The following is a 23108-nucleotide window of genomic DNA, read 5'->3' on the forward strand; positions in this document are numbered from 1 at the left end:
GACAAGCGCTGCCGCCGCGGGCAGCCGCCTGCCGATTTCCGAAATCGCCGCGATCATCGCCCCAGACAAGATCGCCTTGGCGATGTGGCCCCCCATGGCTTAGCTTAGCTTCTCCATCACGTCTTCGGACACTTCGTAATTGCCCCAGACGGTCTGCACGTCGTCATCGTCGTCCAGCGTATCGACCAGCTTGAACAGCGTCGCGGCGGTATCTTCGCCCACGTCGACCTTCAGGGTCGGCTTCCAGGCCAGCTTCACGCCCTCCGCCTCGCCCAGGGTCTTTTCCAGCTCGCGAGCGACTTCGTGGAGGCTTTCGACGCTGGTCCAGACGGAGTGGCTCTCACCATCGCTTTCGACGTCGTCGGCACCCGCCTCGATCGCGGCCTCAAGGACCTTGTCCTCATCACCGACGGAGCCGGGATATTCGATCAGGCCGAGCCGGTCGAAGCCATGGCTGACGGCGCCCGACGCGCCCAGGTTGCCGCCGTTCTTGGAAAACGCGGTGCGCACGTTGGTGGCGGTGCGATTGCGGTTGTCCGTCAGCGCCTCGACGATGATGGCGACGCCGCCCGGCCCATAGCCCTCGTAGCGCACTTCCTCGTAATTCTCGGCGTCGCCCTTGCTCGCCTTGTCGATGGCGCGCTGGATGTTGTCCTTGGGCATCGACTGCGCCTTGGCCGCGTTGACGGCGGCGCGCAGGCGCGGGTTCATGTCGGGATCGGGCATGCCCATCTTCGCCGCCACGGTGATTTCGCGGGAAAGCTTGGAGAACTGGGCAGAGCGCTTCTTATCCTGCGCGCCCTTGCGGTGCATGATGTTCTTGAATTTGGAATGGCCTGCCATGGTCTCGCCCGTCGCTTATGCGGTCTGAAAAGGATGCGCGGCCTTACAACAGGGCCAAGGCCAAGGGCAACCGAAGACCAGCTTCCCTGCTATTCCGTTCGTGTCGCGCGAACGGGGATGACAAAAAATCCATCCCCTAGGACGCGATCAGCCCAGGCCCAGTGCGGCCTTATAGGTATCCAGCAGCATGTCCATTTCCGCCCGGTCGTCCGGCTTCATCTTTCGCAGGCGGACGATCTGGCGCATGATCTTGACGTCGTAACCCACCGCCTTGGCTTCCAGATAAACATCCTTGATGTCGTCCGAGATGCCTTTCTTTTCCTCTTCGAGGCGTTCGACGCGCTCGATCAGGAGGCGCAGGCGATCGTCGGTGTTCTCGGCCATGGAATTAAAAGCTCCGGTGAATCAGGTTGGCCGCGCCCATAGCGAGGCGATCGGATTCGGGCAAAGCGCCCGCCTGTGGATAGCGGGCACAGCCGCCGTCAGTGCGCCGGTGCGTTCTTCTTCACGCTTTCTTCCATGCGGGCCAGTTGCTCAGGCGTGGCCGCGGCCTGCGTCTTTTTCCATTCGGACGCGGGCATCCCGTGGATCAATTCGCGGGCCTCGGCCTTTTCCCCGGGATAGCCGGCATCGCGGATCCAGTCGGCCAGGCAGTTCCGGCAAAACCCGGATAGGCCCATCAAGTCAATGTTCTGCGCATCGCTTCTATGGCGCAGATGACGCACCAGGCGGCGAAAGGCTGCCGCGGCCTGGGCATCGTCCAGAGTATCGAGAGGGTCCGTTGCGCTCATAAATCGTCCCGATCGTCCTTGGTTTGTCACGTGCGTTTTGCCATATGGGCCCGCGATCGCAGCACAACAACAAAGGTTAGGCAGAAAACCCCTTGGCACGCACTGACTCCAGCAAGAGCCTCCGTCGCCGCCGCAAGGTCAAGATCCTTGCCACGCTGGGCCCCGCCAGCAGCAACAAGGAGACGATCACCGCCCTGCTGCGCGCCGGTGCCGACGCGTTCCGCGTCAACATGAGCCATGGCGATCATGAAACCCATTCGCGCACCATCGGCCTGATCCGCGAAGTGGAGAAGGAGCTGAACCGCCCGGTCGCCGTCCTGTGCGACTTGCAGGGCCCCAAGCTGCGCGTTGGCAAGTTCAAGGACGGCGCGGCCTTCATCCGCCACGGCGCGCACTTCACGCTCGACCGCAATCCGGAGCCGGGCGACGAAACCCGCGTCGAACTGCCGCATCCCGAATTGTTCGGCATTCTCCAGAAGGGCCAGCGCCTGTTGGTGGACGATGGCAAGCTGCGCCTGGTGGTGATCCGCGCCGAGGCCGATTCGCTACTCTGCACCGCCGAAGTCGGCGGTCCGATTTCCGATCGCAAGGGCGTCAACGTGCCCGATACCCTGGTGCCGGTACCCGCGCTTACCGAGAAGGATCGGCGCGACCTGGCCTTTGCGATCAAGCACGAGGCGGACTGGATCGGCCTGTCCTTCGTGCAGCGGCCCGAAGACGTGGCGGAGGCCCGCCGCCTGATGGGTGGCCACGGCGCCCTGATGGCCAAGATCGAAAAGCCCAGCGCAGTCGAGACTCTGGACGAGATCATCGAACTGTCCGACGGCATCATGGTGGCGCGTGGCGATCTGGGCGTCGAACTCAATCCCGAGGAAGTGCCGCCGCTGCAAAAGCGGATCATCGAAAGCGTGCGCCTGGCGGGCAAGCCGGTCGTCGTGGCGACGCAGATGCTGGAATCGATGATCGAGCGGCCGACCCCGACTCGCGCGGAAGTGTCGGACGTGGCGAACGCGGTCTATGACGGCGCCGACGCGGTGATGCTTTCGGCCGAGACGGCGGCGGGTGCCTGGCCGGTGGAGGCGGTGACGATCATGGATCGCATCGCCGCGCAGGTCGAAGCTGACCGCACCTATCGTGAGCGCATCCACATCGCCGAGACTCCGCCGGACGCCACAATGGCGGACGCGCTGGCCGAATCGTGCGCCAGCATCGCCAACACCTTGCCGATCGAAGCGATCATCTGCTTCACTCTTTCCGGCATCTCCGCCCGCCGCGTGGCGCGCGAGCGGCCCTCCGCGCCGATGCTGGTGCTGACCCCCAGCCTCAAGTCGGCGCGCCGCGTGGCCCTGCTCTGGGGCGCACAGGCCGTCTCCACCAAGGATATCGGCAGCTTCGAAGAGATGATCGCCAAGGGCAAGCGCATGGCGCTGCGCCACGGTTTCGGCACGGCAGGCTCGAGGCTGGTGATCCTGGCAGGCGTACCCTTCGGCGTGCCCGGATCGACCAACCTGCTGCACGTGGTGACGCTCTCGGGTGACGAACTGACCCGGCACGAGAAAAAGTAGCGGAGCCGGCGAACGGGGAGGGAGAAGCTTCCCCGTTCGTGCTACTCTCGCGCTCCAAACAGCGCGCTTCCCACGCGAACATGCGTGGCGCCCAGCAGGACGGCGGTTTCGAAATCGCCGCTCATGCCCATCGACAAACCCGCCAGCCCATGATCCGCCGCGATCTTGGCGAGCAGGGCGAAATAAGGCGCGGCTTCCACCTCGGCCGGGGGCACGCACATCAGGCCGAGCACAGGCACTTGCGCAGCGTGGGCCTCGGCCAGCAGGGCGGGCACTTCGTCAATAGCGCAGCCGCCCTTTTGCTCTTCCGCGCCGATATTGACCTGCACGAAGCAGGGCACTTGGCGACCCTCCTTTTCCATCGCCTTGCCCAGCGCCGTCACCAGCGAGAGGCGGTCGAGCGAGTGGATACAGTCGAACAACGCCACCGCGTCCGCTGCCTTGTTCGATTGCAGCTGGCCGACAAGGTGCAATTGCACATCCGGCGTCGCCTCGATCAGCGCCGGCCATTTGGCCTGGGCTTCCTGCACGCGATTCTCACCGAACACACGCTGCCCCTGCGCGATCAGCGGCACGATCGCCTCGCTCGGGTGAGTCTTGGAAATCGCGATCAGCGTCACATCCTGCGCCGGACGGCCGGCGATGGCGGCGGATTTGGCAATGCGATCGCGGATATCGTCGAGAGGCGTTGCGGAAAACGCAGTGGCTGGCTGATCCATGGCGCGCTGCTATAGCGCCAATGTGCGCCACCGCTACCCGCCCCGCGACTTGCCGCTTATCTGGCTGATCAGTGACGCCCGGATCGATCAGCGACTGGAGACGGCATTGGCCCGCCTGCCACGCGGTTCAGGCTTCATCTTTCGCCACTACCATCTTGCGCCGGCTGAGCGGCGCGCCCGCTTTCGCCATCTTGCCGCCAGGGCCCGCGCGAAGAGCCATATCGTCGCGCTGTCCGGTTCGGCCCGAGCGGCCAGATCGTGGGGCGCGGACGCTGCCTACGGTTCCGCCCGGAACCTCGGCGCTGGGCGGGCCATCATCCGCCTGATAACCGTCCATTCGCTGCGTGAGCTTGCCGCCGCGCATCGCGCCCGGGCGGACGGGGTGCTGATTTCGCCGGTCTTCGCCACGCGCACGCACCCGGGTGCGCCCAGCCTGGGTTCCGTCCGCTTCCGCCTGCTTGCCGCCCGGGCCCTGGTGCCGGTCATCGCCTTGGGCGGCATGAACCCCCGTCGCGCCCGCGCCCTTGGAGCAAGGCGCTGGGCCGCCATCGAAAGTCTTGCACAACCGCTTGCGCCCGCGCTCCCGCTCCATTCTTGACGCCCCGGCCCTCCCGGGCGCATTATCGGGAACGAAACGGGGACCCTTTCTAGACATGGCGACAAGACCCATCGCGGCCGGACGACGGATCGCCAAGCCGGACTGGCGCGCGGTGCTGAAGCGCTCGCTGCGCCGTGCCAGCGAGCTGACAGGCGCGCTGACGCTGTTTTCGGCCATGCTGTTCCTGGCGCTTTCGCTCGCCAGCTATCACCAGACCGACCCCTCGCTGTCGACGGCGGCGGGCGGTGCCGTGCAGAACTGGATGGGTCCGGGCGGTGCGTGGATCGCAGACCTGATGCTGCTGCTGTTCGGCCCGGTCGCTTTCCTGTTCGTCCCCTTGCTCTACGTCTTTGCCCGCAAGCTGTGGCGGCTGGTCGAGGAAGAGGATGGCTGCGTCGAACCCAGTGACCAGCGCTGGTGGCGGCCGGTCTGCGTGCTCGCCTTCGCGATGCTGCTGATCTCCACCGTGCTCTCGCTGGGCTTTACCAGTGAAGGTGGCGTGCTGCCCGCGTCGATGGGCGGCATTTCCGGGCTGGTCGGGGCCAAGGCGATCCATGGGCTGACCGGTTTCCTGCCCGAAGCGCTACAGGGCTGGACGACCTTTGCCATCGCCGTGGTCTGCCTGTTCGCGGGCACCGCGCTCGCCGGCAAGGTCTTCGCATTCGATTGGGGCGTGCTGCTTTCGTTGCCCGGCAAGCTGGGCCGCGCCACCGACGCATTGCCCACAGGCGATGGCAAGGGCAGCGCCGCCCGCGCCAAGCCTGCCGCCACCGCCACCCGTGACATGGCCGCCCGTGATATGGCCGCGCCCGCTGGTGCCGATGCCGCGTCGCCTTCCGCCTTGCCCTGGGCAGACGACAAGCCGCGCAAAGTCCCGGAAATCGTCGATCCCAGCAAGCCCGCCGCTCCCGCGCAACTCACTTCGGCGCGGCAGAAGGATATGTTCGACAAGTACGAACTGCCCTCGCTCGATCTGCTCAAGGAAGCCGCGGTGGGCTCGCAAGTGCCGATCGACAAGCTCAGCCTGGAGCGCAACGCCCGCCTGCTGGAAACCGTGCTGGACGACTTCAACGTCAAGGGTGAGATTACCGCCGTTCGCACCGGTCCGGTCGTCACCATGTACGAACTGGAACCGGCGCCGGGCATCAAGTCCAGCCGCGTGATCGGCCTGGCGGACGATATCGCCCGCAACATGAGCGCGATCTCGGCGCGCGTCTCCTCGATCCCGGGCCGCACGGTGATGGGCATCGAGCTTCCCAATGCAGACCGCCAGATGGTCTCGTTCCGCGAGATGGTCGGCTCCGAGGCTTTCGCCAGCCACAAGGGCATGCTGCCGATCATCCTGGGCAAGGACATCGCGGGCGAGCCGGTCGTCGCCGACCTGGCCACCATGCCACACTTGCTGGTCGCGGGCACCACCGGCTCGGGCAAGTCGGTCGGGCTGAACTGTATCCTGCTCTCGCTGCTTTATCGCCTGACGCCCGCGCAGTGCCGCCTGATCCTGGTCGATCCCAAGGTGCTGGAACTGAAGAGCTACGACCATATCCCGCACTTGCTCTCGCCCGTCGTCACCGAGCCGCCCAAGGCCGTGCGCGCGCTGAAGTGGGCGGTGGAGGAGATGGAGCGGCGCTATCGCATGATGAGCGAGCTTTCCGTGCGCAACCTCGCCAGTTTCAACGAAAAGGTGCGCGCCGCCGCCGCCAAGGGCAAGCCGCTGGGCCGCCGCGTGCAGATCGGCTTCGATCCCGAGACGGGCGAGGAACTCTACGAGGAGAACCAGCTCGATTACGAAACGCTGCCGCAGATCGTGCTGATCGTGGACGAGCTGGCCGACCTGATGGTGACGGTCGGCAAGGAGATCGAAGTGCTGATCCAGCGCCTGGCGCAGAAATCGCGCGCGGCCGGCATCCACTTGATCATGGCCACCCAGCGCCCCTCGGTGGATGTCATCACCGGCGTCATCAAGGCCAACCTGCCCACCCGCATCAGCTTTGCCGTCACCAGCCGCATCGACAGCCGCACGATCCTGGGCGAACAGGGCGCGGAGCAGCTGCTGGGCAAGGGCGACATGCTCTACAAGCCCAGCTCCGACCCGTTGAAGCGCGTTCATGGCCCCTTCGTCAGCGACGAGGAAGTGGAAGGCGTGGCCGATTACTGGCGCACCCAGGGCAAGCCCGACTATATCGACGCCGTGACCGAGGAGCCGGAGGAAGGCAGCTTCGGCTTCGACGATATCGATGCCGCGTCGGACAATCCGGACGATCGCAAGTATCGCCAGGTCTGCCATCTCGTTTTCGAAAACCAGAAGGTGTCCGTATCCTGGCTGCAACGCCAGATGGGCGTGGGCTACAACACCGCCGCCAAGTGGGTGGAGCGCATGGAACAGGACGGCTTCGTCGGCCCCGCCAATCACGTCGGCCGTCGCGACATCTACCGCGATGAGAATGGGCAGCCGCTGTAGATATGTCCCTGCGATCCGCTCCTGCCGGGATATCCGGCCCCGCCGCGCCAAATCGCGCTGTCTTCGCCCAAGCTCTCGCCTGGGCGGCGTTTGCGACGATCGGCTGTGCCACGCTCGGCGGATGCGCGGCCGTCCCGCCAAGCAAGACAGCTTATCCGCTGGACCCTGCGCAGTTCCTGATTGTCTGTGAATGTGCCACTCCTGCAGCGAAGGAGCAGGTGGCTTCGCAGGTGCGGCAACTGCAAGGCGCCGTCTTGTACATCCACTCGCAATCGCAGAGCCTTTCCGTAGCGGCACCAGTGAATGGCGATGCCGCGCGGTTCGAGGCGGCGCTCTTGCGGGTTCCTACCGTTATCGCCGTGCAGGCCTTGGGGGCGGCGCAGCCCTCGACTCCGAATTGATCATCGCGATCGCGGTTGTGGCAATGCTGTGCGGTGCGCCCCGTGTCTCGGGGGTATCGCTGGGCTGCCCCGGGCGTTAGACAGGTCTGGTGACAACCCTTTCCTGTGTGAGCCCCGTCTGATGGAAGAGCATACCCAGTCCTTCCTGCTCCACGACGGGGCGCTGCTGCTGGGCACGGCGCTGGTGTTCGTGCTGGTGTTCCGGCGGCTCGGCCTCGGTGCCACGCTGGGCTACCTGATGACCGGCGCGGTGCTTGGGCCTTATGCCCTGCGCTTGGTCGGCGATGCCGAAAGCAAGCTGGGCATCGCCGAGCTGGGCATCACGCTGCTGCTGTTCATCGTCGGGCTGGAACTGGCCCCGCATCGCCTGTGGCGGATGCGGCATGAAATCTTTGGCCTGGGCCTGCTGCAGGTGACGGCGTGCGGGTTGGCGGTAACGGGCGTGATCTTCGCGTTCACCGGCTTTTCGCTCACCGCTTCGCTGGCGCTGGGGCTGCCGCTGGGCTTGTCCTCCACCGCGCAGGTGCTGCCGATGCTGCAAAGCGCGGGCCGCCTGCACACGCCATTCGGAGAACGGGCCTTTGGCATCCTGCTGTTCCAGGACCTGTCGATCATCCCCCTGATCACCATCATCGCCGCGATGAGCCGTAATCCGGCCGCGGCTGAGGGGCCTCCGGGCTGGCTGCTGGTGATCTACACCCTGGCCGCGATCGTGGGACTGGTGGCGGCGGGCCGCTTCCTGATCCGCCCGCTGTTCCGCCTGATCGGCAATCTGGGCGAGCGCGAGATGTTCGTCTTTGCCGGCCTGTTCACCGTGATCGTCTCGGCCGCGGCGATGGAGTTGCTGGGGCTGTCTACCGCGCTGGGCGCCTTCATCGCCGGGGTGATGCTGGCCGATACGCCCTATCGCCATGAGCTGGAAGCCGATGTCGAGCCGTTCCGCACCATCCTGCTCGGCCTGTTCTTCATGTCGGTCGGCATGATGGTGAACCTCGATGCAGTCGCCCAGCAGCCGCTCTACGTCTTCACGATGGCCCTGGCGGTGATCACTACCAAGGCGCTGGTCATCTTTCTGATCGGCAAGGCCTTCGGCATGGAATGGCGTGGCGCTTTGGCTCTGGGACTGTTGCTGAGCCAGGGGGGTGAGTTCGGCTTCGTACTGTTCGCGCAGGCGCAGGATGCGCTGCTGATCAGGCCGGAAGCCGGGAGCATCTTCACCGCCGTGGTCACTCTATCGATGGTGAGCACGCCGTTCCTGATGATGGCGACGCGCCGGATGCGTGAGGCTCCGATCACCAAGGAGACGCGGGACGAGCCGCAACCCGATGGCTCCAACGCGCTGATCGTGGGCTACGGCCGCTTCGGCCAGACCGTGGCGCAGATGCTGATCGCCGCAGAGATCGAGGTGACCCTGATCGATACCGACGTCGAGATGATCGACATCGCCGATGGCTTTGGCGCGAAGGTCTATTTCGGGGACGGCACGCGGATCGACCTGCTGCGACAAGCCGGTGCCGCCGATGCCGAACTGATCGCGTTCTGCATCGATGGCGATCAGATCACCGAGGCGTTTCTCCACGCGGTGCACCAAGCCTTCCCGCGCCCGCAGATCCTGGTCCGCGCATTCGATCGACGCACGATGGTCGCCCTGAAGGACACGCCGGTGCGCAAGATCGTGCGCGAGGTGATGGAATCCGCCGTAGTGATGGCGCGTACCGCGCTGGATGCGCTGGACGTATCACTGCAGGATATCGATCGGGCGGAAGCTGCTTATCGCAGCCGTGACAAGGAGCGGCTGACCCTGCAAATCCAAACGGGCGACATCACCGCCGCGCGGGACCGCATCTTCACCCAGCCCTCAAGAAGCTAAGCGATCCCGGCGGCGGGTATTGCCTGTGACCTACGCACTGGCCGGGTCCGCCTCGGCTTCACGGGCATAGCGGGCTGCCAGCCATGCGCAGACGAACAGTTGCAACTGGTGAAAGATCATCACCGGCAGCAGCACCATGCCCACTTGCGCGGGTGCAAACAGTGCGCCGGCCATCGGTACGCCTGAGGCGAGGCTCTTTTTCGAGCCGCAGAACAACAGCACGATGCCGTCCTCGCGCGTCAGGCCACTCCAGCGCGCCATCAGCGTCGTGGCGGCCAGGATCGCACCCAGCAGCACCGCGCTGAGCATCAACAACAGGCCCAGATCGCCAAGGCCCAGCTTCTGCCACAACCCCTGCACCACCGCGGCGCTGAACGCGGAATAGACCACCAGCAGGATCGAGCCGCGATCGACCGGGGTCAGCAGCTTCTTGTGGCGATCCACGAAACTGCCGATCAGCGGACGCAGAAGATGGCCCGCCAGAAACGGCAGAAGCAACTGTTCGACGATGCTGCGCACGCCATGCCAGTCAAAGCCCTGGCCGCCCCCCCGCGAGTGAATGAGCAGGCCGGCCAGCAGTGGCGTCAGGAATATGCCGATCAGGTTCGACAAGGAGGCACTGCAAACCGCCGCCGCCACATTGCCGCGGGAGATGGCGGTAAAGGCGATTGAGGATTGCACGGTGGAGGGCAGCAGCGTCAGGAACAGCAGGCCGGAAACCAGCAGCGGGTCCAGCCACTGCGCGGTCGCAGCCTGAAGCCCCAGGCCGAACGCCGGAAAGATCGCGAAGGTGGCGGCCAGCACCTGCAGGTGCAATCGCCAGTTGCCGATGCCCTGCATGATCGCCTCGCGCGAAAGCTTGGCGCCATGCAGGAAAAACAGCAGCGCGATCGCAAGATCGGCGATGACCTCGACCACACGCGCACCCGCGCCGCGGGCCGGCAAGATGGAGGCCAAGACGACCACCGCCACCAGGCTGAGCAGGAAGGGATCGACTTTGAATCGAAAGGAAGAACGCGCCATCCGCTCTTCCTGCCCTTCGATGGCGATGCGGGCAAACGCAATGATGGAACGGGAGTTGCGTGAAACGCCACGGACGGCGCTGCCTGACCGCCGGATACTGTCAGTCGGCGGGCGCGGGCTCCGTCGCGTAGTCGCGCGCCGATGAGGGCAAGCCCTCAGCCAGGCGGCGGGCATCGATCATCTGCGCCGCCTCGTCCAAGGCGCGCGCTTCGCCCACGGTCTTAGCGCCCGGCCCGGCCGCCTCGTCCGCCTTCTTACACCCGCCAAGCGTCAGGGCCGCCGCGCCGATCGCCGCGAGAGGAAGATACCGGCGCTCAGCCATCGATCACCTGCGTGTGCGGATGGTGCTTGTCCATGTGGCGGCGGATCAGTTTCAGGTTGCGGCTGTTGGAGCGGAACATGAAGTCGAACAAGTCCCCGGCCAGCGGGATCGCGCCAAGCGCCGTGTCGATGCCGACATTGCCGATCATCCGCGCCAGTTGGAACTTCGACATGCCCAGGTTTCGCGCTTCCCAAACGATGTAGAGGCCCAGCATCGCCGCGATCGCATCGCCCGCGATCGGCACCAGCCCGATGATCGCATCAAGGCCCACCGGCCGATTGGTTCCGGGAAGCATGAAGCTGCGCTCCAGCAGGCGCTCCATCGCTTCCACCCGCAGGCGGATCGAAGCCGGATCGTTGCCCAGTGGCAGATCCAGCCCCATGCGGCGCGCTTTTCCCGTTTCCACCACGTGCCGACACCTCGCTCAAGTTCGAGGATTATTTGGGCACCCAAGCGAGCGGCATCAAGGGATGCCACGCATAGCTATTGCTGGCGAAGCCCGCGACATTGCCCCGCACCAGCGACCATCGGATCGGCGCGCCGAAGGGGATGAAGATATTGGCCTGCGTCAGCCGCGCCTCGGCCTCTCCCAGCACGGCCGATCTTTGCGATGGGTCCACCACGCGTGCCGCCTGGGCGACGATGCTGTCCACCTCAGGATCGCACAGCCCTCGCCGTGCGGCACAGGACAGCCGGTTCAAGAACCAGCGCGCGCGCGGGAAACGGGCCACATCGTCGATCAGGCGCAAGTCCGCCGCCGCGAAGCTGCGCGCGCGGACGCTGTTCACGCCAATGCGCTGGAAATCGCCCGCCAGCTTCTCGAACAAGATGTCCGAGCCCGGACCGGCAGGGAGCCAGATCGACAGCCGCGGCGCGGGCCGCCCCGGCGTGGCACCGGCACGCTTGCCGGCGGCTTCATTCCCGCTCTCGGCCGCTGCCCCTCCCCCGTCGATCCAGTCCTGCACCCGCGCGGCGGCAACGCTGCGACGCTGCTCGATCGACTGGCTGGTCCAGCGCTCGCCATTGGTCTGCAAATCGCCTTCCAAACCGGGTGAGACGATCCGGGTAGCGGGAGTCCAGCCGCCTACACCGAACGGCGCCATCAAGGCGGCCCGATCGATCGCCAGCGCCAGCGCCTCGCGATTGCGCGGATCAGCAAGAAAACCGTTATCGTTCGCCGCCAGCAGGCCGAACAGACCGATGACCGGATCAAGCTGGATCGTACCCCGCAGGATGCCGACCGAGCTGGTATAGGGAAAGTCCTGGATGCGGCCGCCCAACACCAGGTCCACTTTGTTGTCGTTGAAGCGGGCCACGGCCTGAGACGCCGGCAGTTTCGTCATCACGATCTGGCGCGTGCGATCTTCCCAACCGGGCACTTGCGGCAGGCCGAGCCGTGAAGGCTCGATCGCGGTGAAGCGCGCGACGGCGCCGTTACGATCGATCACCATCGGCCCATCACCGCGCTTCTCGCGTAGTAGGCCCAACTCTGGCTGGGCCATCAACTGCAGAAAATACGGCATCGGGCGGAACAGGCGTATCTCGATGACACGCCCGGCCATCACCCGCACTTCCTCCACCGCCGCCAGATCGAGCCCGAGGGGCGCGCCGCGCTGCGCCTTCATCGCGGCATCCAGCGCGGCCTTGGCGGATTTCGCGGTCAAGGGATCGCCGTTGCGCCATTCTCCGTCCCGCAGGCGGAAGATATAGCTTTGTCCATCGTCGGTGACGATCCAACGGTCCGCCAGCGCGGGCACCACCCGTCCCTGCTCATCGAACGACACCAAGCCCTCCGCCACCGATGCACGCGTCAATTGGCGAGCCAGCGGACGGTCCAGCCCGGCCTGGTATTCATCATCCGGCCCGGTGATGACGGCGAGAGCGAAGGGAGAGTTGTCTCGCTTGCCACATCCGCAAAGGGCAAGGGAGGCGGCGCAAAGCGTGAAAAGGGCCGTGGCCTTCCAGCGGGCCGGTCTTTTCGCGGGCGCTGGAAGCTGGACGGGCATGGTCTGGGACTAGAGCATTTTGCCGCCGCCGCAAAGGCGAGCGGGCAGGATTTCGGCAGGTGTTAGACCTTGCGGACCTGCCCGGGTTCGCCCAGCGACTGGCGAGTCGGTTCGAAGCGATTTATCTGGCCGCCGGGGCCCTCCGCGCGGATACGAGCCAGCCGGGGGTCGATCGGTTCGACAAAGGCGACGCCGAAGCGGCTTTCCTGCACCCAGGCCACCGAACCGCGCACCCAGCCCAGATTGCGGATCTGAACATCCAGCACATCGCCACGGCGGACGCGGACTTCGCCCTCACCCATCATGCCGCCCTCCGACAGATTGCGTACCTTGATGCGGTGTTCGACCGAAGTGCCGTCCAGACGCAGTTCGGCCATAAGAAACAGGCTGTCGCGTGCGATCTGCCTATTCTCGCTACCGTCCATTGGCTCCATCCCGCGTTCGATCGGGCGATCTGGGTTAATAGAAACTTTCCGCCGAAGCGGCGGCCTGGCGCACACTATTAGACTGCAACCACGAAAAAACGCTTAATCCGCGATCTGGTCCGATCAGCGGTGGACGGCGCCGTTCAATCGTCGCGCGAAACTTTCTCGCGGCGCTCGTGCGCTTCCTGCGCTTCCACGGTCATTGTGGCGATCGGGCGAGCGATCAGGCGGCCAAGGCCGATCGGCTCTCCGGTCACTTCGCAATAACCGTACTCACCTTCCTCGATGCGGCGCAGCGCCGAATCGATCTTGGCGATCAGCTTGCGCTGGCGATCGCGCGTGCGCAGTTCGATGCCCCAATCCGTCTCGCTGGACGCGCGATCGTTGAGGTCGGGTTCACGAATCGGACCGTCCTGCAGCTGCTGGAGAGTCCCGGCGGACGCCGCCAGGATCAGCCGCTTCCACGACATCAGCAGCTGGCGGAAATAGTCCTGCTGCGATTCGGACATGTAGGCTTCATCGTCGGACGGCACATAGGCCCCGCCGATCTCGCGCTTTGCTTTGGCAAGTACGTCAATTTCGTCAGCCAGGGCCGTCGCCATTTCAGATGAACTCCGCATGGTTTCATCCTGGAACGACGACACCCTGCGACGCCGGTCTTAGCCGGTCGTCCCCCGCATCCCAGGTTGCCCGCGCCTATAAATGCGGGGGGTTGCACACACAAGCATTGATCACGGCCGAAAACGCAATTTGCGCTGCCAGAATGGAGCTTTGAAATGCACGCCTTGGGCAATGAACGCGTTGACCCGCAGATTAATTTTTCCCGTTAACCATTTGTTGAGCATGCTAGGCGAGAGTCAGCCTAGGACTGAGGGCCGGTTTATCCTGCCCACGTACCCAGGGGTATGTTCCGATGAGCCTTGCTTGGATTAACCAAACCGATTTCGCCCGCGCCGTCCCAGCCTCCGCGCATGAGGTGGAGGATGCGCTCGTCGCCACCTGCCTGACCGCGGCGGCGCAAGGCGACACCAGCGCCTATTACGATCTGGGCGTGGCCTTTTCCACCGGCAGCCATGGCGTCGATTGCGACATGATCGAGGCGCACAAGTGGTTCAACCTCGCCGCCGTCGCCGGTCACGAGGAAGCCGCGATGTGCCGAGCCGATGTGGCCGAGGAAATGACCGCGCGCGAGATCGCCGAAGCCCAGCGCCGCGCGCGCGAATGGCTTTCGAGCACCACTCGCCGGGCGGCCTGATCGGGACACTCTCGTAGTCTCGCGTTTCGATTGACTTGGGAGGCTTCGTCAGCCCTTCTTGAACGGCGTACGATCCCCCAGCCATTCTCGCTCCTGCTCGGCGCCCTGCCGCTCTCGCTGGAGAAAATCGGCGATAGCCTCGCGAAAGCCGGGATGAACGATGTAGTGGGCCGAGATCGTCGGCACCGGTTCATAACCGCGCGCCAGCTTGTGCCCGCCCTGCGCCCCTGCCTCCACGCGTGAAAGGCCCAGCGCGATCGCCGCGTCGATCGCCTGATAATAGCACAGCTCGAAATGCAGGAACGGCTTGTCCACCAGCGCGCCCCAATAGCGACCGTAGAGCGCCTCATCCCCAATGAAGTTGAGCGCGCCTGCCACCGGCTCATCACCGTCATATGCCAGCACCAACAGGATCTTGTCCGCCATGGTCTCGCCCAGCAGCGTGAAAGCTTCTCGGGTAAGGTAGGGTTGCCCCCATTTGCGCTGCCCGGTGTCCTGGTAGAACAGCCAGAAGGCGTCCCAATGCTCGTCGCGCAAGTCCGGGCCGGTGATCGCGCGGATCGTCACGCCTTCCTGGGCCTTGGCCCGCTCCTTGCGCAAGTCCTTGCGCTTGCGGGAGGATAACGCCTCCAGGAACGCGTCGAAGCTGTCGTAGCCGCGATTATACCAGTGAAACTGGGTGTCCTCGCGCAGCAGCCAGCCCGCCTCCTTGAACAACGGCACCTGCTCAGGCGAGAGGAATGTGGCGTGCGCCGAAGACAGGCCGTGCTGCTCACACAAGGCTTCGGCGGCGCGCAGCAGTGGCAGGGCCAGTCCGGGTTGTCGTGTCAGGATGCGCGGGCCGGTGGCGGGGGTAAACGGCGCCGCGATCTGCAGCTTGGGATAATAGGAACCGCCGGCGCGTTGCCAGGCGTCCGCCCAAGCATGATCGAAGACGTACTCGCCCTGGCTGTGCTGCTTGAGATAGGCCGGCAGCGCGCCTGCCAGCGTGCCGTCCGCCGCTTCGATAAGGATCGGCGCGGGGGCCCAGCCGCTGCGCCCGCCGACGCTGCGCGAATTCTCCATCGCTGCCAGGAACGCGTGGCTGACGAAGGGATTGCCGCCATCGGTCAGCGCGTCCCACTCCGCCGCGGGCAGATCGGACACCCCGCCCGCCACTTTCGCGATGATATCGCCTTCGCTCATGCCGGATCGCCCGGATGGGAGCTGTCGGTGAGCGACTGAGCCGGCTGCGACTGATCGGCCTCAATCCCCTCACCCTCGATGATATCCGCATCGGCATGTAGCAGCGCCCGTTCGCGATGCATCGCGCTGCTGACCGTCCAGGTCACGATCGGCAGGCCCCGGGCCCGCTGGCGCGTGGCGAAGCGGCTGGGCAAGTCGCGGATGTCGTAGGTCAGAAAGTCCGGCCGGGCATGCCACAAGGCCAGGCGGCGGCGGATCATGCCTGCCAGCGCCCGGTCCTCTCCCTCGCTGATAGTCAGCGCACGGACGGTGTGAGACGAGTGCCGGCAGTACCAGCGCGAAACGCGCGGATCGAAACTGATGACCGCGTGATGTCCCACATAGCCCTCCAGCACCCGGCGCACGGCGAGGCACAAGGCCGCGACGCGATCGCGCCGCTGCGTCTTGATCTCGATCAGAACAGGCACGCGCCCCCCGATCACGGCGAGCACTTGGCGCAGCGTGGGGATCGTCTCGGCCGAGCCTTCCAACGCGATTCGGCCCAATTGCTCGGCGCTGTATCGGCCGATCTCACCCTCGGTACCGGTCAGCCGCTCAAGCGTGCTGTCGTGGAACACCACCGCCTGCCCATCACCGGAGCGCTGGACGTCCAGTTCGATGCCCAGCCCGGCCTCGACCGCGGCGCGAAAAGCGGCGAGCGAGTTTTCCGGCACGCCCGGGCCATGCAGGCCGCGATGGGCGTAGTCCTGCGCGCCCACCCACTCGACCTTGCGCGGGTCGGGCGGCGGAGCGCGCCAGCGGTCCAGTGTCAGAAAATCAAAGAGGCCGGACAGCGACAATCGCATCAACCTCGACCGCGGCACCCAGCGGCAGCACCGGCACGCCCACCGCGCTGCGGGCATGCTGTCCCGCCTCGCCGAAGACTGCCGCCATCAGTTCGGACGCGCCGTTGATCACCTTGGGCTGATCGGTGAAGCCGGGGGTGGAGCTGACAAAGCCACCCAGCTTGACGATCTGCTCCACGCGATCGAGCGAGCCCAGCGCCTTTTTCAATTGCGCCAGGATCATCACCGCGCAGGCCTGCGCCGCCAGCACGCCGTCTTCCACCTGGACATCCTCACCCAGCCGCCCGGTGACGAGCTTGCCGGAGATGAAGGGCAATTGCCCCGAGACATGCGCCAGGCCGCCCGCGATCACCACCGGCACGTAGGCCGCCACGGGCGCTGCCGGCTCAGGCAGGCTCAGACCGAGTTCGGCCAGACGGGCTTCGATTGCGTTATCGCTCATGCCTGTTCCTTTTCTTCGTCATGCAGGCGGGAGAGCAGCCAGGGAGCGGCCTCCGCCCAGTTATCGATTCGCGCATGGGCGTGGCCCGCCTTGTGCGCGCAAGTGATGTTGGGCGCGATCAGCGGCTCGGCGCACAGATGCAGGCGCGAAACCTCGGGCGCGATGGCGCTGACCGAATCGTGATGCTGCGGCAGATCATCGATGAACGCGGCCCGGCTGGGTTGGTACTCGTCCAGGATCGCCTTCAACGCCGGACCCTTGGGCCCCTGGTTGGTGAAGACGCGCAGATCCAGGCCATGCTCCAGCAGCTGTCTGGTGCGCGAATCGCGGCGGTGATCCATCAGGTTGGTCAGCACCACCACGTCGGCCTCCTGGCTTAGCGTCCCGATGGCATCGATCGCGCCTGCCACGGCGGTCTGGCGATGCATCTGCTCGTCAAAGAACTTGTTGAGCAGTTCCCAGATCGCCTTCTGCTCCAGCTTCTCGCCGGTGAGGCTGTTGGTGATGGCATTGGCGAAATCGTGGCGGGACATGTCGAAGGTCATGCCCTCCTCCTCGGCCAGCCAGTCGCGGAAATGCGATATCATGTGCAGCAGCACTTCGTCGCAATCGGTTATCACCAGGGGGCGGTTCATGCGGTAAGCCTTTCGCGAGCGGCGACCAGGTCCTGCGGGCGGCAGCCCAGCGCCTCGGCCGCCGCGATCAGGTCCGGCTCATGGCCGCAAAGATATTCAAGAACCGCCGCCAGCGTGGAGGGATAGCCCAGCGAGGCGCGCAGTTCGTCAGGGGTCAATCCGGTCAGCGCCAGAAAGCGCCCGGCACGATCATCGTCGATGACGATCCAGCCCAGCGCGTTCAGCGCCAGCGTTTGCGGATCGCCGCCTCCGGAGTTTTGCGTAGGAGTGGGAATTGTCAGCCTCGTGTCGGTGCCATAGAGGGCGGATGAGCATTCATGCCATATGGTAGATAGGGTCGCGAACCGAATGGCAAAGCGCATTCTCGTTGTCGAGGACAACGACCTCAATCGAAAGCTGTTCTGCGACGTCCTGAAAAGCCAGGGCTTCGCGGTGGAGCCGGTCGCCGATGGCCGCGACGCGCTGGAACGGGCGCGCGAGTTCGTGCCGAACCTGATCATCATGGATATCCAGCTGCCCAACGTCTCCGGGCTGGACCTGATCGAGGCGGCGAAAAAGGACCCCGTCTTGCGGACCATCCCGGTGCTGGCGGTGACCGCCTACGCCGGCAAGGGCGACGAGGAACGCATTCGTGAGGCCGGGGCGGAGGGGTATCTGGCCAAGCCGGTATCGATCGGACCGTTCATGCAGGCGGTTCGGGCGCTCGTCTAAACGCACTGCGTTCGCCGCACGCCGCGCCGCGAATGGTCCTCTAAGGCTTGACACCCTACCCCCATCGCCGCTTTTGCGCCCCATTCTGAGGCCACAAGCGCCGCAAAGCAATTCGGAGCAGACCCATGGACCGCGAAGCCACCAAGGCCCGCATCGACGCCCTGATCGAACCGTTCAACAAGAAGGGCGTGGCCATCACCGACGCCACCCGCTTCACCGACGATCTGGAATTCGACAGCCTGACTATCATGGATTTCGTGGCCGCCATCGAGGACGAGTTCGATATCATCATCAGCATGAATCAGCAGGCCGAGATCGAAAACTACGGCCAGCTGATCGACGCCGTGGTGAAGCTGAAGGGCTGATCTAACATGACCGAAGCCGTAAACCAGCCAGACCAGCCCGAGGTTATCGAGGGCGGCCAGCCTGACTTGTTCAGCAAGTTCGATCCGCTGATTGAGATGCGCCGCAACCTGCTCGACTCGGGCGTGGAAGATCCCTTCAGCCTGGTGATGGACCGGGTGCTTTCGCCCACCACGGCGATCTGCAACGGGCGCGAGACGATCCTGCTGGGCACCTACAACTACATGGGCATGACCTTCGATCCCGACGTGATCGAGGCGGGCCAGAAGGCGCTGACCGACTTCGGCTCGGGCACCACCGGCAGCCGGGTGCTCAATGGTACCTATTCAGGCCACAAGGCGGTCGAGCAAGCCTTGTGCGAGTTCTACGCCATGGATCATGCCATGGTGTTCTCCACCGGCTACCAGGCGAACCTGGGCATCATCTCCACCATCGCCGGCAAGGGCGACTACATCATCCTCGACATCGACAGCCACGCCTCGATCTGGGACGGCTGCAAGATGGGTGACGCCGAAGTCGTGCCGTTCAAGCACAACGACCTGGAGGCCATGGAAAAGCGCCTGAGGCGCATTCCCGAAGGCGCGGGCAAGCTGGTGATCCTGGAAGGCGTCTATTCCATGATGGGCGATATCGCCCCGCTCAAGGAGATGATCGCCGTCGCCAAGAAGCATGGCGCGATGGTGCTGGTGGACGAAGCGCATTCGATGGGCTTCATCGGCCCCAACGGGCGCGGCGTGGCCGAGGATCAGGGCTGCCTGGACGACGTCGATTTCGTGATCGGCACCTTCTCCAAGTCGGTCGGCACCGTCGGAGGCTTCTGCGTCTCGAACCATCCCAAGTTCGAGATCATGCGGCTGGTCTGCCGCCCTTACGTGTTCACCGCCAGCTTGCCGCCCAGCGTCGTCGCCACCGCCTGCACGTCGATCCGCAAGCTGATGCATGCGGCCGACAAGCGCGCGCATCTGTGGGAGAATTCACGCACGTTGCACGCGGCGCTCAAGGCCGCGGGCTTTCACCTTGGCACCGAAACCCCCCAAAGCGCCATCATCGCAGTCATCATGCCCGACCTGGAGCGCGGTGCGGCGATGTGGGAAGCCCTGCTGCACGAGGGGCTCTACGTGAACCTTGCCCGCCCGCCTGCAACGCCCGCCAACATGACGCTGCTGCGCTGCTCGCTGTGCGCCGCACATACGGCGGAGCAGGTTCAGCAGATCGTCGGCATGTTCCAGCGCGCCGGAGTGAAAGCCGGCATTCTCTGAGGGATGCGCGGGCGGGGGCTGGGCAGCCTCCGCCCGCCTCTCACCCTGCGGGCAACCAAGCTAGCGGTGTGCCAGCCTCGGCTGCCGCCTCGTCCTCACCGCATAGCGATCGGTTTGGTGCCGCTGGTCGAGGACTGCGCTTCCAGCGTAGCCTTCGGCGTACGCGTCGCGAAATAGTCCTGCCCGTGCTGGTTATAGGCATAGAAGTCGGTGATCGGCACCGTGTACTCACGCGTGCCGCTGCTGATGATCACGTCGTTGCCCGACATCCGCTCTACCATGCCGACCGGCTTGCCGCCTGCGTCGAAAATCTGCAGCCCATGCGCCATTTCCGTGCGCGTCACGTTGCGCACTGTCATCACGTTTGGGTCGTTCAGGGCCGCATTGTCGGCCGGATCGACAGTGGTGCCGTCTTGCGCGATCGTGGGAGACGCCGCCGCAAGGGCCGCTCCGGCGGCGAAAAGCATGATCTTGATCATCAGAATTCTTCCATCAACTAGGCGTTTGCCCTGAGAATGCCGCGTGCCGCGCGCAAGTTGCACATAAGCTGACACCGAACCGGCTGCGTCGACCAGACGACGCCTCCACGCGACAAACGCCATGGTGCGAGACAATGATATGGATATGCCAAAGGCGATTTTCTACCAGCGCTGACTCCTATGCTTTGCTCTGGCGCCGCGCCGGGGAAGCTGCGAAAGGCGGGCACAGCGAAACTTCAAGGGAAATGCCGGGGATGCGGGGCCGGACATGCAGGACCTGAACACGCTGCTCCTGGTCACCCACGTCCACATGCGGCTCGGCCCGAACGGCCTGCAGATCGACGACCAGACCGCTGCCGGGTTGCGGCAATGGTGCCGCCATTTTGATCGCGTCTCGTTCTACGGCATCCTGACGCAGGGGCCCAGCACGTCTGCCTGGGTCGATACGAATGAGGGTATCCTTGGGCAGAAGCTGCGGTTGTTCGGCCTGCCGCAAGGGTATGGCCCCGCCGCCATGCTCCGCGCCCTGCCTGCGGTGCGCCGCCAGTTCCGCTCAGCGATCCCGCAACATAGCCACTTGTGCTTCACTCTGGGCACGGTCCTGGGCGACTGGCCTTTCGTGGCTGCGCTGGAGGCGATCCGGCAGAAACGGCGCTACTCCGCATGGATAGACCGGGTGGAGCCGCCGATCATCCGCAGCCGCGCCGCCGGATCGCCGCTGAAGCGCCTGGCCGCAGAGCTTTGGCTGCCGCCCGCGCAGGGTCTGATCCGCCACGCCTTGCGCCAGAGCGCGGTCGCCCTGCTGCAAGGTGGCGATACCTTTGAATACTACGCCCGATCCGCGCCCGATCCGCACTGCACCTATGACATCCACACCCATGCCGACGAGCAGATCGACGCCGCTTCGCTGGCGGCGAAGCAGGCGCGCATCCTTTCCGGCGCGCCCCTGGAGATAATCTACCCCGGTCGGGCAACCGCGATGAAGGGACCATTCGAGTGGCTGGAGACGTTGCAGGCGTTGCACCGGGCTGATGTGCCGTTTCGCGCCACATGGATCGGCGATGGCCCCGATCTTCCGGCCTTGCTCGACAAGGCCAAGCAGTTGGGCCTGGGCGGCATGGTGACCTTTCCCGGCTTCGAAGGGCGGCGCAATGTGCTGCTGGACCGCCTGAAAGCCGCCGACCTGCTGCTGTTCTGCCACAAGACGCCGGAATCCGCGCGCTGCCTGATCGAGGCGCTGGTCTGCGGCTGCCCGATCGTGGGGTACGACAGCGCCTATCCGCGCGGTCTTGTCGCCCAGCATGGCGGCGGACGCTTCACTCCCCAGGGTGATCCAAAGGCGCTGGCGCAGGCGGTCCTGAGCCTTCATCGCGATCGCGCCGCCCTGAGCGCCTTGGTCGGCGCTGCGGCGCAGAGCGGGCGGCTCTATACCGAGGATGCAGTCTATGCCCATCGCGCCGAATTGATGCAGCGCGCCTAGGCCTGTCGCCCTTGGCTTCAGCCGATCAGGGCCCAGGGCACCCCCAGCCCGAGGGAAAGGCGCAGCGCCACCCACCCGGCGAACAGAGCCACCAGCCCCGCACTCAAAGCCAGATCCTGCGCCACGAACGTGGTTTTAAGCCGCAATTGCGCGCGCATAAGGATGGCATAGCGCGCCAGTTCGCTGGCCGGCAGCGCCAGCAGCGCGCCGGGCAGCCCCGCCCAATGGAAGCCCAGCCACAGCACCCCGCCCATCGATAGGAAGCGGACCAGGTTCGCCAGGCCCACGTTCTGCGGCTCGCCCCGGCCAAACACGGTCGCCTCGTTCAAGGAGGACAGCACCGCGATCCAACCGCCGATCAGCAGCAGGCACAGCATCCACCCCGCCTCGGCATAGCGGTTGCCGTAGAGGATGTGCACCGCCCAGTCCGACCAAGCCATGACGGTGGCGATGCCCACTAGTACCAACAGCAGGAAGTTGCGCCGTGTCTGCGCCAGTTCGCGGCGGGCGGGCGACCCGGGCTCCAACTCGTTCTGGTGCTTTGCTACAAAGGGAAACACGATCTGGAACGCCAGCCGCCCGGCCACCGTGTTGGGCAAGTCAGAGATCGCGCGGGCGAGGCCATAGACGCCCAGCGTCGCCAGCGGCACCACGCGCCCCAGGAACAGCCGATCGACATAGATCGCCGCGTAGAAGGACAGCGAGGAGAGCATGATCCACTTGCTGAAGTGGAAAATCGCGGGCGCATGCACCTTGTCCAGCAGCAGCCGGTGGCGCGGGTGGGGCATCAGGTACGTCATCGCCGAGCGGGCCGCGATCGAGAGCAGGATACCCAGCACCGGCGCCCACACATTGCGCAAGCTCAACGCCAGCACCAAGGTGATGACAAGGCCCACCGCCTCCGCGCTCAGTTCGAACAGGTTGCGCGCCTTCACGTCCAGCCGCTTGGCCGCGCTGAAGATCGAGGTGGACATCAGCGAATTGAGGAACGGCGCGGCGCTCACCACCGCCAGGATCGCCCAGTCGATCCGATAGAACCGCGCCAGCACCGGCGTCAGCGCCAGACAGGCGAGCGAGACCAGCAACCCGCGCACGACCTGCAGAGTCCAGAGCGAATTGAGGAACCGCTCGTCCTCGCCATGCGGACTGTGGACGACATTCTGCTCCGGCCCGAGGTCGGTCAGCAGATCACACCCGGTGCGGATCGCCTGCGCAATCACGACCACGCCCAGGATCTCCGGCCCCAGCAACCGCGAGAGCACGATATTGCTGCCAAACCGGATCGACGCCGACGCGGCATACGTCCCGATCGTCCAGAGCGACTTGCTGGCGATGGAAGATTTGGCGGTCATGCGATCGGCGTGCGCTGCAATAGCCGATCCATTCAACTCATCCTTATACCTATAGTCGACCAGAATTATAATTCTGGC

General features: G+C 65.2%; 27 protein-coding genes. 10 read left to right on the forward strand and 17 right to left on the reverse strand.

The window, feature by feature from the left end; all coding sequences use genetic code 11:
- Positions 1 to 99 precede the first annotated feature (99 nt).
- The 3 genes from GGR39_RS00565 to GGR39_RS00575 all read right to left on the reverse strand — a co-directional run bounded on the left by GGR39_RS00565 (position 100) and on the right by GGR39_RS00575 (position 1634).
- Positions 100 to 843 carry a YebC/PmpR family DNA-binding transcriptional regulator gene (locus GGR39_RS00565; protein WP_058736172.1) on the reverse strand — a complete coding sequence of 248 codons (744 nt, stop codon included), beginning with the start codon at positions 841 to 843 and terminating at the stop codon, positions 100 to 102.
- Between the two features lie 147 nt (positions 844 to 990).
- Positions 991 to 1227, reverse strand: a complete 237-nt coding sequence (locus GGR39_RS00570) for a DUF2312 domain-containing protein (protein WP_058736173.1) — start codon at positions 1225 to 1227, stop codon at positions 991 to 993.
- A 98-nt stretch (positions 1228 to 1325) separates the two neighbouring features.
- Positions 1326 to 1634 (reverse strand): DUF1244 domain-containing protein, encoded by a 309-nt coding sequence (locus GGR39_RS00575; RefSeq protein ID WP_183615440.1) that lies wholly within the window; start codon positions 1632 to 1634, stop codon positions 1326 to 1328.
- 92 nt (positions 1635 to 1726) lie between these two features.
- Here GGR39_RS00575 and pyk point away from each other — a divergent pair, with 92 nt between their 5' ends.
- Positions 1727 to 3199 carry a pyruvate kinase gene (pyk, locus tag GGR39_RS00580; RefSeq protein ID WP_183615441.1) on the forward strand — a complete coding sequence of 491 codons (1473 nt, stop codon included), beginning with the start codon at positions 1727 to 1729 and terminating at the stop codon, positions 3197 to 3199.
- A 41-nt stretch (positions 3200 to 3240) separates the two neighbouring features.
- On the opposite strand, the gene GGR39_RS00585 is transcribed toward pyk, so the two are convergent.
- Entirely contained in the window at positions 3241 to 3918 is a 678-nt protein-coding gene (locus GGR39_RS00585) for a YggS family pyridoxal phosphate-dependent enzyme (protein ID WP_183615442.1), read from the reverse strand.
- Between GGR39_RS00585 and GGR39_RS00590 the strand changes: the two genes are divergently transcribed.
- From GGR39_RS00590 to GGR39_RS00605, 4 genes are all read left to right on the forward strand, one after another.
- Entirely contained in the window at positions 3917 to 4516 is a 600-nt protein-coding gene (locus GGR39_RS00590) for a thiamine phosphate synthase (RefSeq protein WP_183615443.1), read from the forward strand. The two genes, GGR39_RS00585 and GGR39_RS00590, sit on opposite strands and share 2 nt — an antisense overlap.
- Positions 4517 to 4571: 55 nt before the next feature.
- A complete protein-coding gene (locus GGR39_RS00595) occupies positions 4572 to 6977 on the forward strand; it encodes a DNA translocase FtsK (RefSeq protein WP_183615444.1) in 2406 nt (801 codons plus the stop codon).
- 2 nt (positions 6978 to 6979) lie between these two features.
- Entirely contained in the window at positions 6980 to 7378 is a 399-nt protein-coding gene (locus GGR39_RS00600) for a hypothetical protein (protein ID WP_183615445.1), read from the forward strand.
- Positions 7379 to 7499: 121 nt separating this feature from the next.
- Positions 7500 to 9248 (forward strand): cation:proton antiporter domain-containing protein, encoded by a 1749-nt coding sequence (locus tag GGR39_RS00605; protein WP_183615446.1) that lies wholly within the window; start codon positions 7500 to 7502, stop codon positions 9246 to 9248.
- Between the two features lie 30 nt (positions 9249 to 9278).
- On the opposite strand, the gene GGR39_RS00610 is transcribed toward GGR39_RS00605, so the two are convergent.
- The 6 genes from GGR39_RS00610 to dksA all read right to left on the reverse strand — a co-directional run bounded on the left by GGR39_RS00610 (position 9279) and on the right by dksA (position 13626).
- Complete coding sequence (locus GGR39_RS00610) at positions 9279 to 10271, reverse strand: bile acid:sodium symporter family protein (protein ID WP_183615447.1); 993 nt, start codon at positions 10269 to 10271, stop codon at positions 9279 to 9281.
- A 100-nt stretch (positions 10272 to 10371) separates the two neighbouring features.
- On the reverse strand, positions 10372 to 10593 hold the full coding sequence (locus tag GGR39_RS00615; RefSeq protein WP_183615448.1) for a hypothetical protein: 222 nt from the start codon (positions 10591 to 10593) through the stop codon (positions 10372 to 10374).
- Entirely contained in the window at positions 10586 to 10975 is a 390-nt protein-coding gene (locus GGR39_RS00620; protein ID WP_183615895.1) for a DUF4112 domain-containing protein, read from the reverse strand. Before GGR39_RS00620 ends, GGR39_RS00615 begins: the two co-directional genes overlap by 8 nt.
- A gap of 55 nt (positions 10976 to 11030) precedes the next feature.
- Positions 11031 to 12599 carry an ABC transporter substrate-binding protein gene (locus GGR39_RS00625; protein WP_183615449.1) on the reverse strand — a complete coding sequence of 523 codons (1569 nt, stop codon included), beginning with the start codon at positions 12597 to 12599 and terminating at the stop codon, positions 11031 to 11033.
- Between the two features lie 62 nt (positions 12600 to 12661).
- Positions 12662 to 13024, reverse strand: a complete 363-nt coding sequence (locus GGR39_RS00630; RefSeq protein ID WP_183615450.1) for a PilZ domain-containing protein — start codon at positions 13022 to 13024, stop codon at positions 12662 to 12664.
- 143 nt (positions 13025 to 13167) lie between these two features.
- Entirely contained in the window at positions 13168 to 13626 is a 459-nt protein-coding gene (dksA, locus tag GGR39_RS00635) for an RNA polymerase-binding protein DksA (protein WP_058736184.1), read from the reverse strand.
- Between the two features lie 311 nt (positions 13627 to 13937).
- Between dksA and GGR39_RS00640 the strand changes: the two genes are divergently transcribed.
- Entirely contained in the window at positions 13938 to 14279 is a 342-nt protein-coding gene (locus GGR39_RS00640; protein WP_183615451.1) for a sel1 repeat family protein, read from the forward strand.
- Positions 14280 to 14327: 48 nt separating this feature from the next.
- On the opposite strand, the gene GGR39_RS00645 is transcribed toward GGR39_RS00640, so the two are convergent.
- From GGR39_RS00645 to GGR39_RS00665, 5 genes are read right to left on the reverse strand one after another with little or no spacing between them, the layout of a single operon-like run.
- Positions 14328 to 15464, reverse strand: coding sequence for a GNAT family N-acetyltransferase (locus GGR39_RS00645; protein WP_183615452.1), 1137 nt, complete (start codon positions 15462 to 15464; stop codon positions 14328 to 14330).
- The gene (locus tag GGR39_RS00650; RefSeq protein ID WP_183615453.1) at positions 15461 to 16309 is read right to left on the reverse strand and encodes a glycerophosphodiester phosphodiesterase family protein; all 849 of its coding nucleotides are present in this window, start codon (positions 16307 to 16309) and stop codon (positions 15461 to 15463) included. The genes GGR39_RS00645 and GGR39_RS00650 overlap by 4 nt, the downstream gene beginning before the upstream one ends.
- Positions 16281 to 16751 (reverse strand): RidA family protein, encoded by a 471-nt coding sequence (locus GGR39_RS00655; RefSeq protein ID WP_183615454.1) that lies wholly within the window; start codon positions 16749 to 16751, stop codon positions 16281 to 16283. The genes GGR39_RS00650 and GGR39_RS00655 overlap by 29 nt, the downstream gene beginning before the upstream one ends.
- On the reverse strand, positions 16748 to 17386 hold the full coding sequence (locus GGR39_RS00660; RefSeq protein WP_183615455.1) for an HAD family hydrolase: 639 nt from the start codon (positions 17384 to 17386) through the stop codon (positions 16748 to 16750). The genes GGR39_RS00655 and GGR39_RS00660 overlap by 4 nt, the downstream gene beginning before the upstream one ends.
- Positions 17383 to 17748, reverse strand: a complete 366-nt coding sequence (locus GGR39_RS00665) for a DUF3572 domain-containing protein (protein WP_082667931.1) — start codon at positions 17746 to 17748, stop codon at positions 17383 to 17385. Before GGR39_RS00665 ends, GGR39_RS00660 begins: the two co-directional genes overlap by 4 nt.
- Between GGR39_RS00665 and GGR39_RS00670 the strand changes: the two genes are divergently transcribed.
- The 3 genes from GGR39_RS00670 (at position 17735) to spt (ending at position 19719) form a co-directional block, all read left to right on the forward strand.
- Positions 17735 to 18097: a response regulator gene (locus GGR39_RS00670; protein WP_058736190.1), complete on the forward strand. Its 363-nt coding sequence runs from the start codon at positions 17735 to 17737 to the stop codon at positions 18095 to 18097. The two genes, GGR39_RS00665 and GGR39_RS00670, sit on opposite strands and share 14 nt — an antisense overlap.
- A gap of 125 nt (positions 18098 to 18222) precedes the next feature.
- Positions 18223 to 18462 carry an acyl carrier protein gene (locus tag GGR39_RS00675; protein ID WP_058736191.1) on the forward strand — a complete coding sequence of 80 codons (240 nt, stop codon included), beginning with the start codon at positions 18223 to 18225 and terminating at the stop codon, positions 18460 to 18462.
- A 6-nt stretch (positions 18463 to 18468) separates the two neighbouring features.
- Positions 18469 to 19719, forward strand: coding sequence for a serine palmitoyltransferase (gene spt / locus GGR39_RS00680; protein ID WP_058736192.1), 1251 nt, complete (start codon positions 18469 to 18471; stop codon positions 19717 to 19719).
- Between the two features lie 95 nt (positions 19720 to 19814).
- Here spt and GGR39_RS00685 read toward each other — a convergent pair whose 3' ends face one another.
- Positions 19815 to 20198 carry a hypothetical protein gene (locus tag GGR39_RS00685; RefSeq protein ID WP_058736193.1) on the reverse strand — a complete coding sequence of 128 codons (384 nt, stop codon included), beginning with the start codon at positions 20196 to 20198 and terminating at the stop codon, positions 19815 to 19817.
- Between the two features lie 268 nt (positions 20199 to 20466).
- On the opposite strand from GGR39_RS00685, the gene GGR39_RS00690 reads away from it, so the two are divergent.
- Positions 20467 to 21678, forward strand: coding sequence for a glycosyltransferase (locus tag GGR39_RS00690; protein WP_183615456.1), 1212 nt, complete (start codon positions 20467 to 20469; stop codon positions 21676 to 21678).
- Between the two features lie 17 nt (positions 21679 to 21695).
- On the opposite strand, the gene GGR39_RS00695 is transcribed toward GGR39_RS00690, so the two are convergent.
- Positions 21696 to 23030: an oligosaccharide flippase family protein gene (locus tag GGR39_RS00695; RefSeq protein WP_183615457.1), complete on the reverse strand. Its 1335-nt coding sequence runs from the start codon at positions 23028 to 23030 to the stop codon at positions 21696 to 21698.
- Positions 23031 to 23108 lie beyond the last annotated feature (78 nt).

The organism is Novosphingobium fluoreni, from assembly GCF_014196615.1.
Taxonomy (GTDB): domain Bacteria; phylum Pseudomonadota; class Alphaproteobacteria; order Sphingomonadales; family Sphingomonadaceae; genus Novosphingobium; species Novosphingobium fluoreni.

Excerpts from the sequence above, each read along its gene's own strand:
- GGR39_RS00605 (WP_183615446.1), top strand. The coding sequence starts at position 7,500 with ATGGAAGAGCATACCCAGTCCTTCCTGCTCCACGACGGGGCGCTGCTG.
- GGR39_RS00575 (WP_183615440.1), bottom strand. The coding sequence starts at position 1,634 with ATGAGCGCAACGGACCCTCTCGATACTCTGGACGATGCCCAGGCCGCG.
- GGR39_RS00570 (WP_058736173.1), bottom strand. The coding sequence starts at position 1,227 with ATGGCCGAGAACACCGACGATCGCCTGCGCCTCCTGATCGAGCGCGTC.
- dksA (WP_058736184.1), bottom strand. The coding sequence starts at position 13,626 with ATGGCGACGGCCCTGGCTGACGAAATTGACGTACTTGCCAAAGCAAAG.
- GGR39_RS00645 (WP_183615452.1), bottom strand. The coding sequence starts at position 15,464 with ATGAGCGAAGGCGATATCATCGCGAAAGTGGCGGGCGGGGTGTCCGAT.
- GGR39_RS00600 (WP_183615445.1), top strand. The coding sequence starts at position 6,980 with ATGTCCCTGCGATCCGCTCCTGCCGGGATATCCGGCCCCGCCGCGCCA.
- spt (WP_058736192.1), top strand. The coding sequence starts at position 18,469 with ATGACCGAAGCCGTAAACCAGCCAGACCAGCCCGAGGTTATCGAGGGC.
- GGR39_RS00565 (WP_058736172.1), bottom strand. The coding sequence starts at position 843 with ATGGCAGGCCATTCCAAATTCAAGAACATCATGCACCGCAAGGGCGCG.
- GGR39_RS00585 (WP_183615442.1), bottom strand. The coding sequence starts at position 3,918 with ATGGATCAGCCAGCCACTGCGTTTTCCGCAACGCCTCTCGACGATATC.
- GGR39_RS00675 (WP_058736191.1), top strand. The coding sequence starts at position 18,223 with ATGGACCGCGAAGCCACCAAGGCCCGCATCGACGCCCTGATCGAACCG.
- GGR39_RS00695 (WP_183615457.1), bottom strand. The coding sequence starts at position 23,030 with ATGACCGCCAAATCTTCCATCGCCAGCAAGTCGCTCTGGACGATCGGG.
- GGR39_RS00655 (WP_183615454.1), bottom strand. The coding sequence starts at position 16,751 with ATGAGCGATAACGCAATCGAAGCCCGTCTGGCCGAACTCGGTCTGAGC.
- GGR39_RS00640 (WP_183615451.1), top strand. The coding sequence starts at position 13,938 with ATGAGCCTTGCTTGGATTAACCAAACCGATTTCGCCCGCGCCGTCCCA.
- GGR39_RS00625 (WP_183615449.1), bottom strand. The coding sequence starts at position 12,599 with ATGCCCGTCCAGCTTCCAGCGCCCGCGAAAAGACCGGCCCGCTGGAAG.
- GGR39_RS00665 (WP_082667931.1), bottom strand. The coding sequence starts at position 17,748 with ATGCGCTTTGCCATTCGGTTCGCGACCCTATCTACCATATGGCATGAA.
- GGR39_RS00650 (WP_183615453.1), bottom strand. The coding sequence starts at position 16,309 with ATGCGATTGTCGCTGTCCGGCCTCTTTGATTTTCTGACACTGGACCGC.
- GGR39_RS00630 (WP_183615450.1), bottom strand. The coding sequence starts at position 13,024 with ATGGACGGTAGCGAGAATAGGCAGATCGCACGCGACAGCCTGTTTCTT.
- GGR39_RS00620 (WP_183615895.1), bottom strand. The coding sequence starts at position 10,975 with ATGGGGCTGGATCTGCCACTGGGCAACGATCCGGCTTCGATCCGCCTG.
- GGR39_RS00615 (WP_183615448.1), bottom strand. The coding sequence starts at position 10,593 with ATGGCTGAGCGCCGGTATCTTCCTCTCGCGGCGATCGGCGCGGCGGCC.
- GGR39_RS00690 (WP_183615456.1), top strand. The coding sequence starts at position 20,467 with ATGCAGGACCTGAACACGCTGCTCCTGGTCACCCACGTCCACATGCGG.
- GGR39_RS00685 (WP_058736193.1), bottom strand. The coding sequence starts at position 20,198 with ATGATCAAGATCATGCTTTTCGCCGCCGGAGCGGCCCTTGCGGCGGCG.
- GGR39_RS00610 (WP_183615447.1), bottom strand. The coding sequence starts at position 10,271 with ATGGCGCGTTCTTCCTTTCGATTCAAAGTCGATCCCTTCCTGCTCAGC.
- GGR39_RS00670 (WP_058736190.1), top strand. The coding sequence starts at position 17,735 with ATGGCAAAGCGCATTCTCGTTGTCGAGGACAACGACCTCAATCGAAAG.
- GGR39_RS00660 (WP_183615455.1), bottom strand. The coding sequence starts at position 17,386 with ATGAACCGCCCCCTGGTGATAACCGATTGCGACGAAGTGCTGCTGCAC.
- GGR39_RS00595 (WP_183615444.1), top strand. The coding sequence starts at position 4,572 with ATGGCGACAAGACCCATCGCGGCCGGACGACGGATCGCCAAGCCGGAC.
- GGR39_RS00590 (WP_183615443.1), top strand. The coding sequence starts at position 3,917 with ATGGCGCGCTGCTATAGCGCCAATGTGCGCCACCGCTACCCGCCCCGC.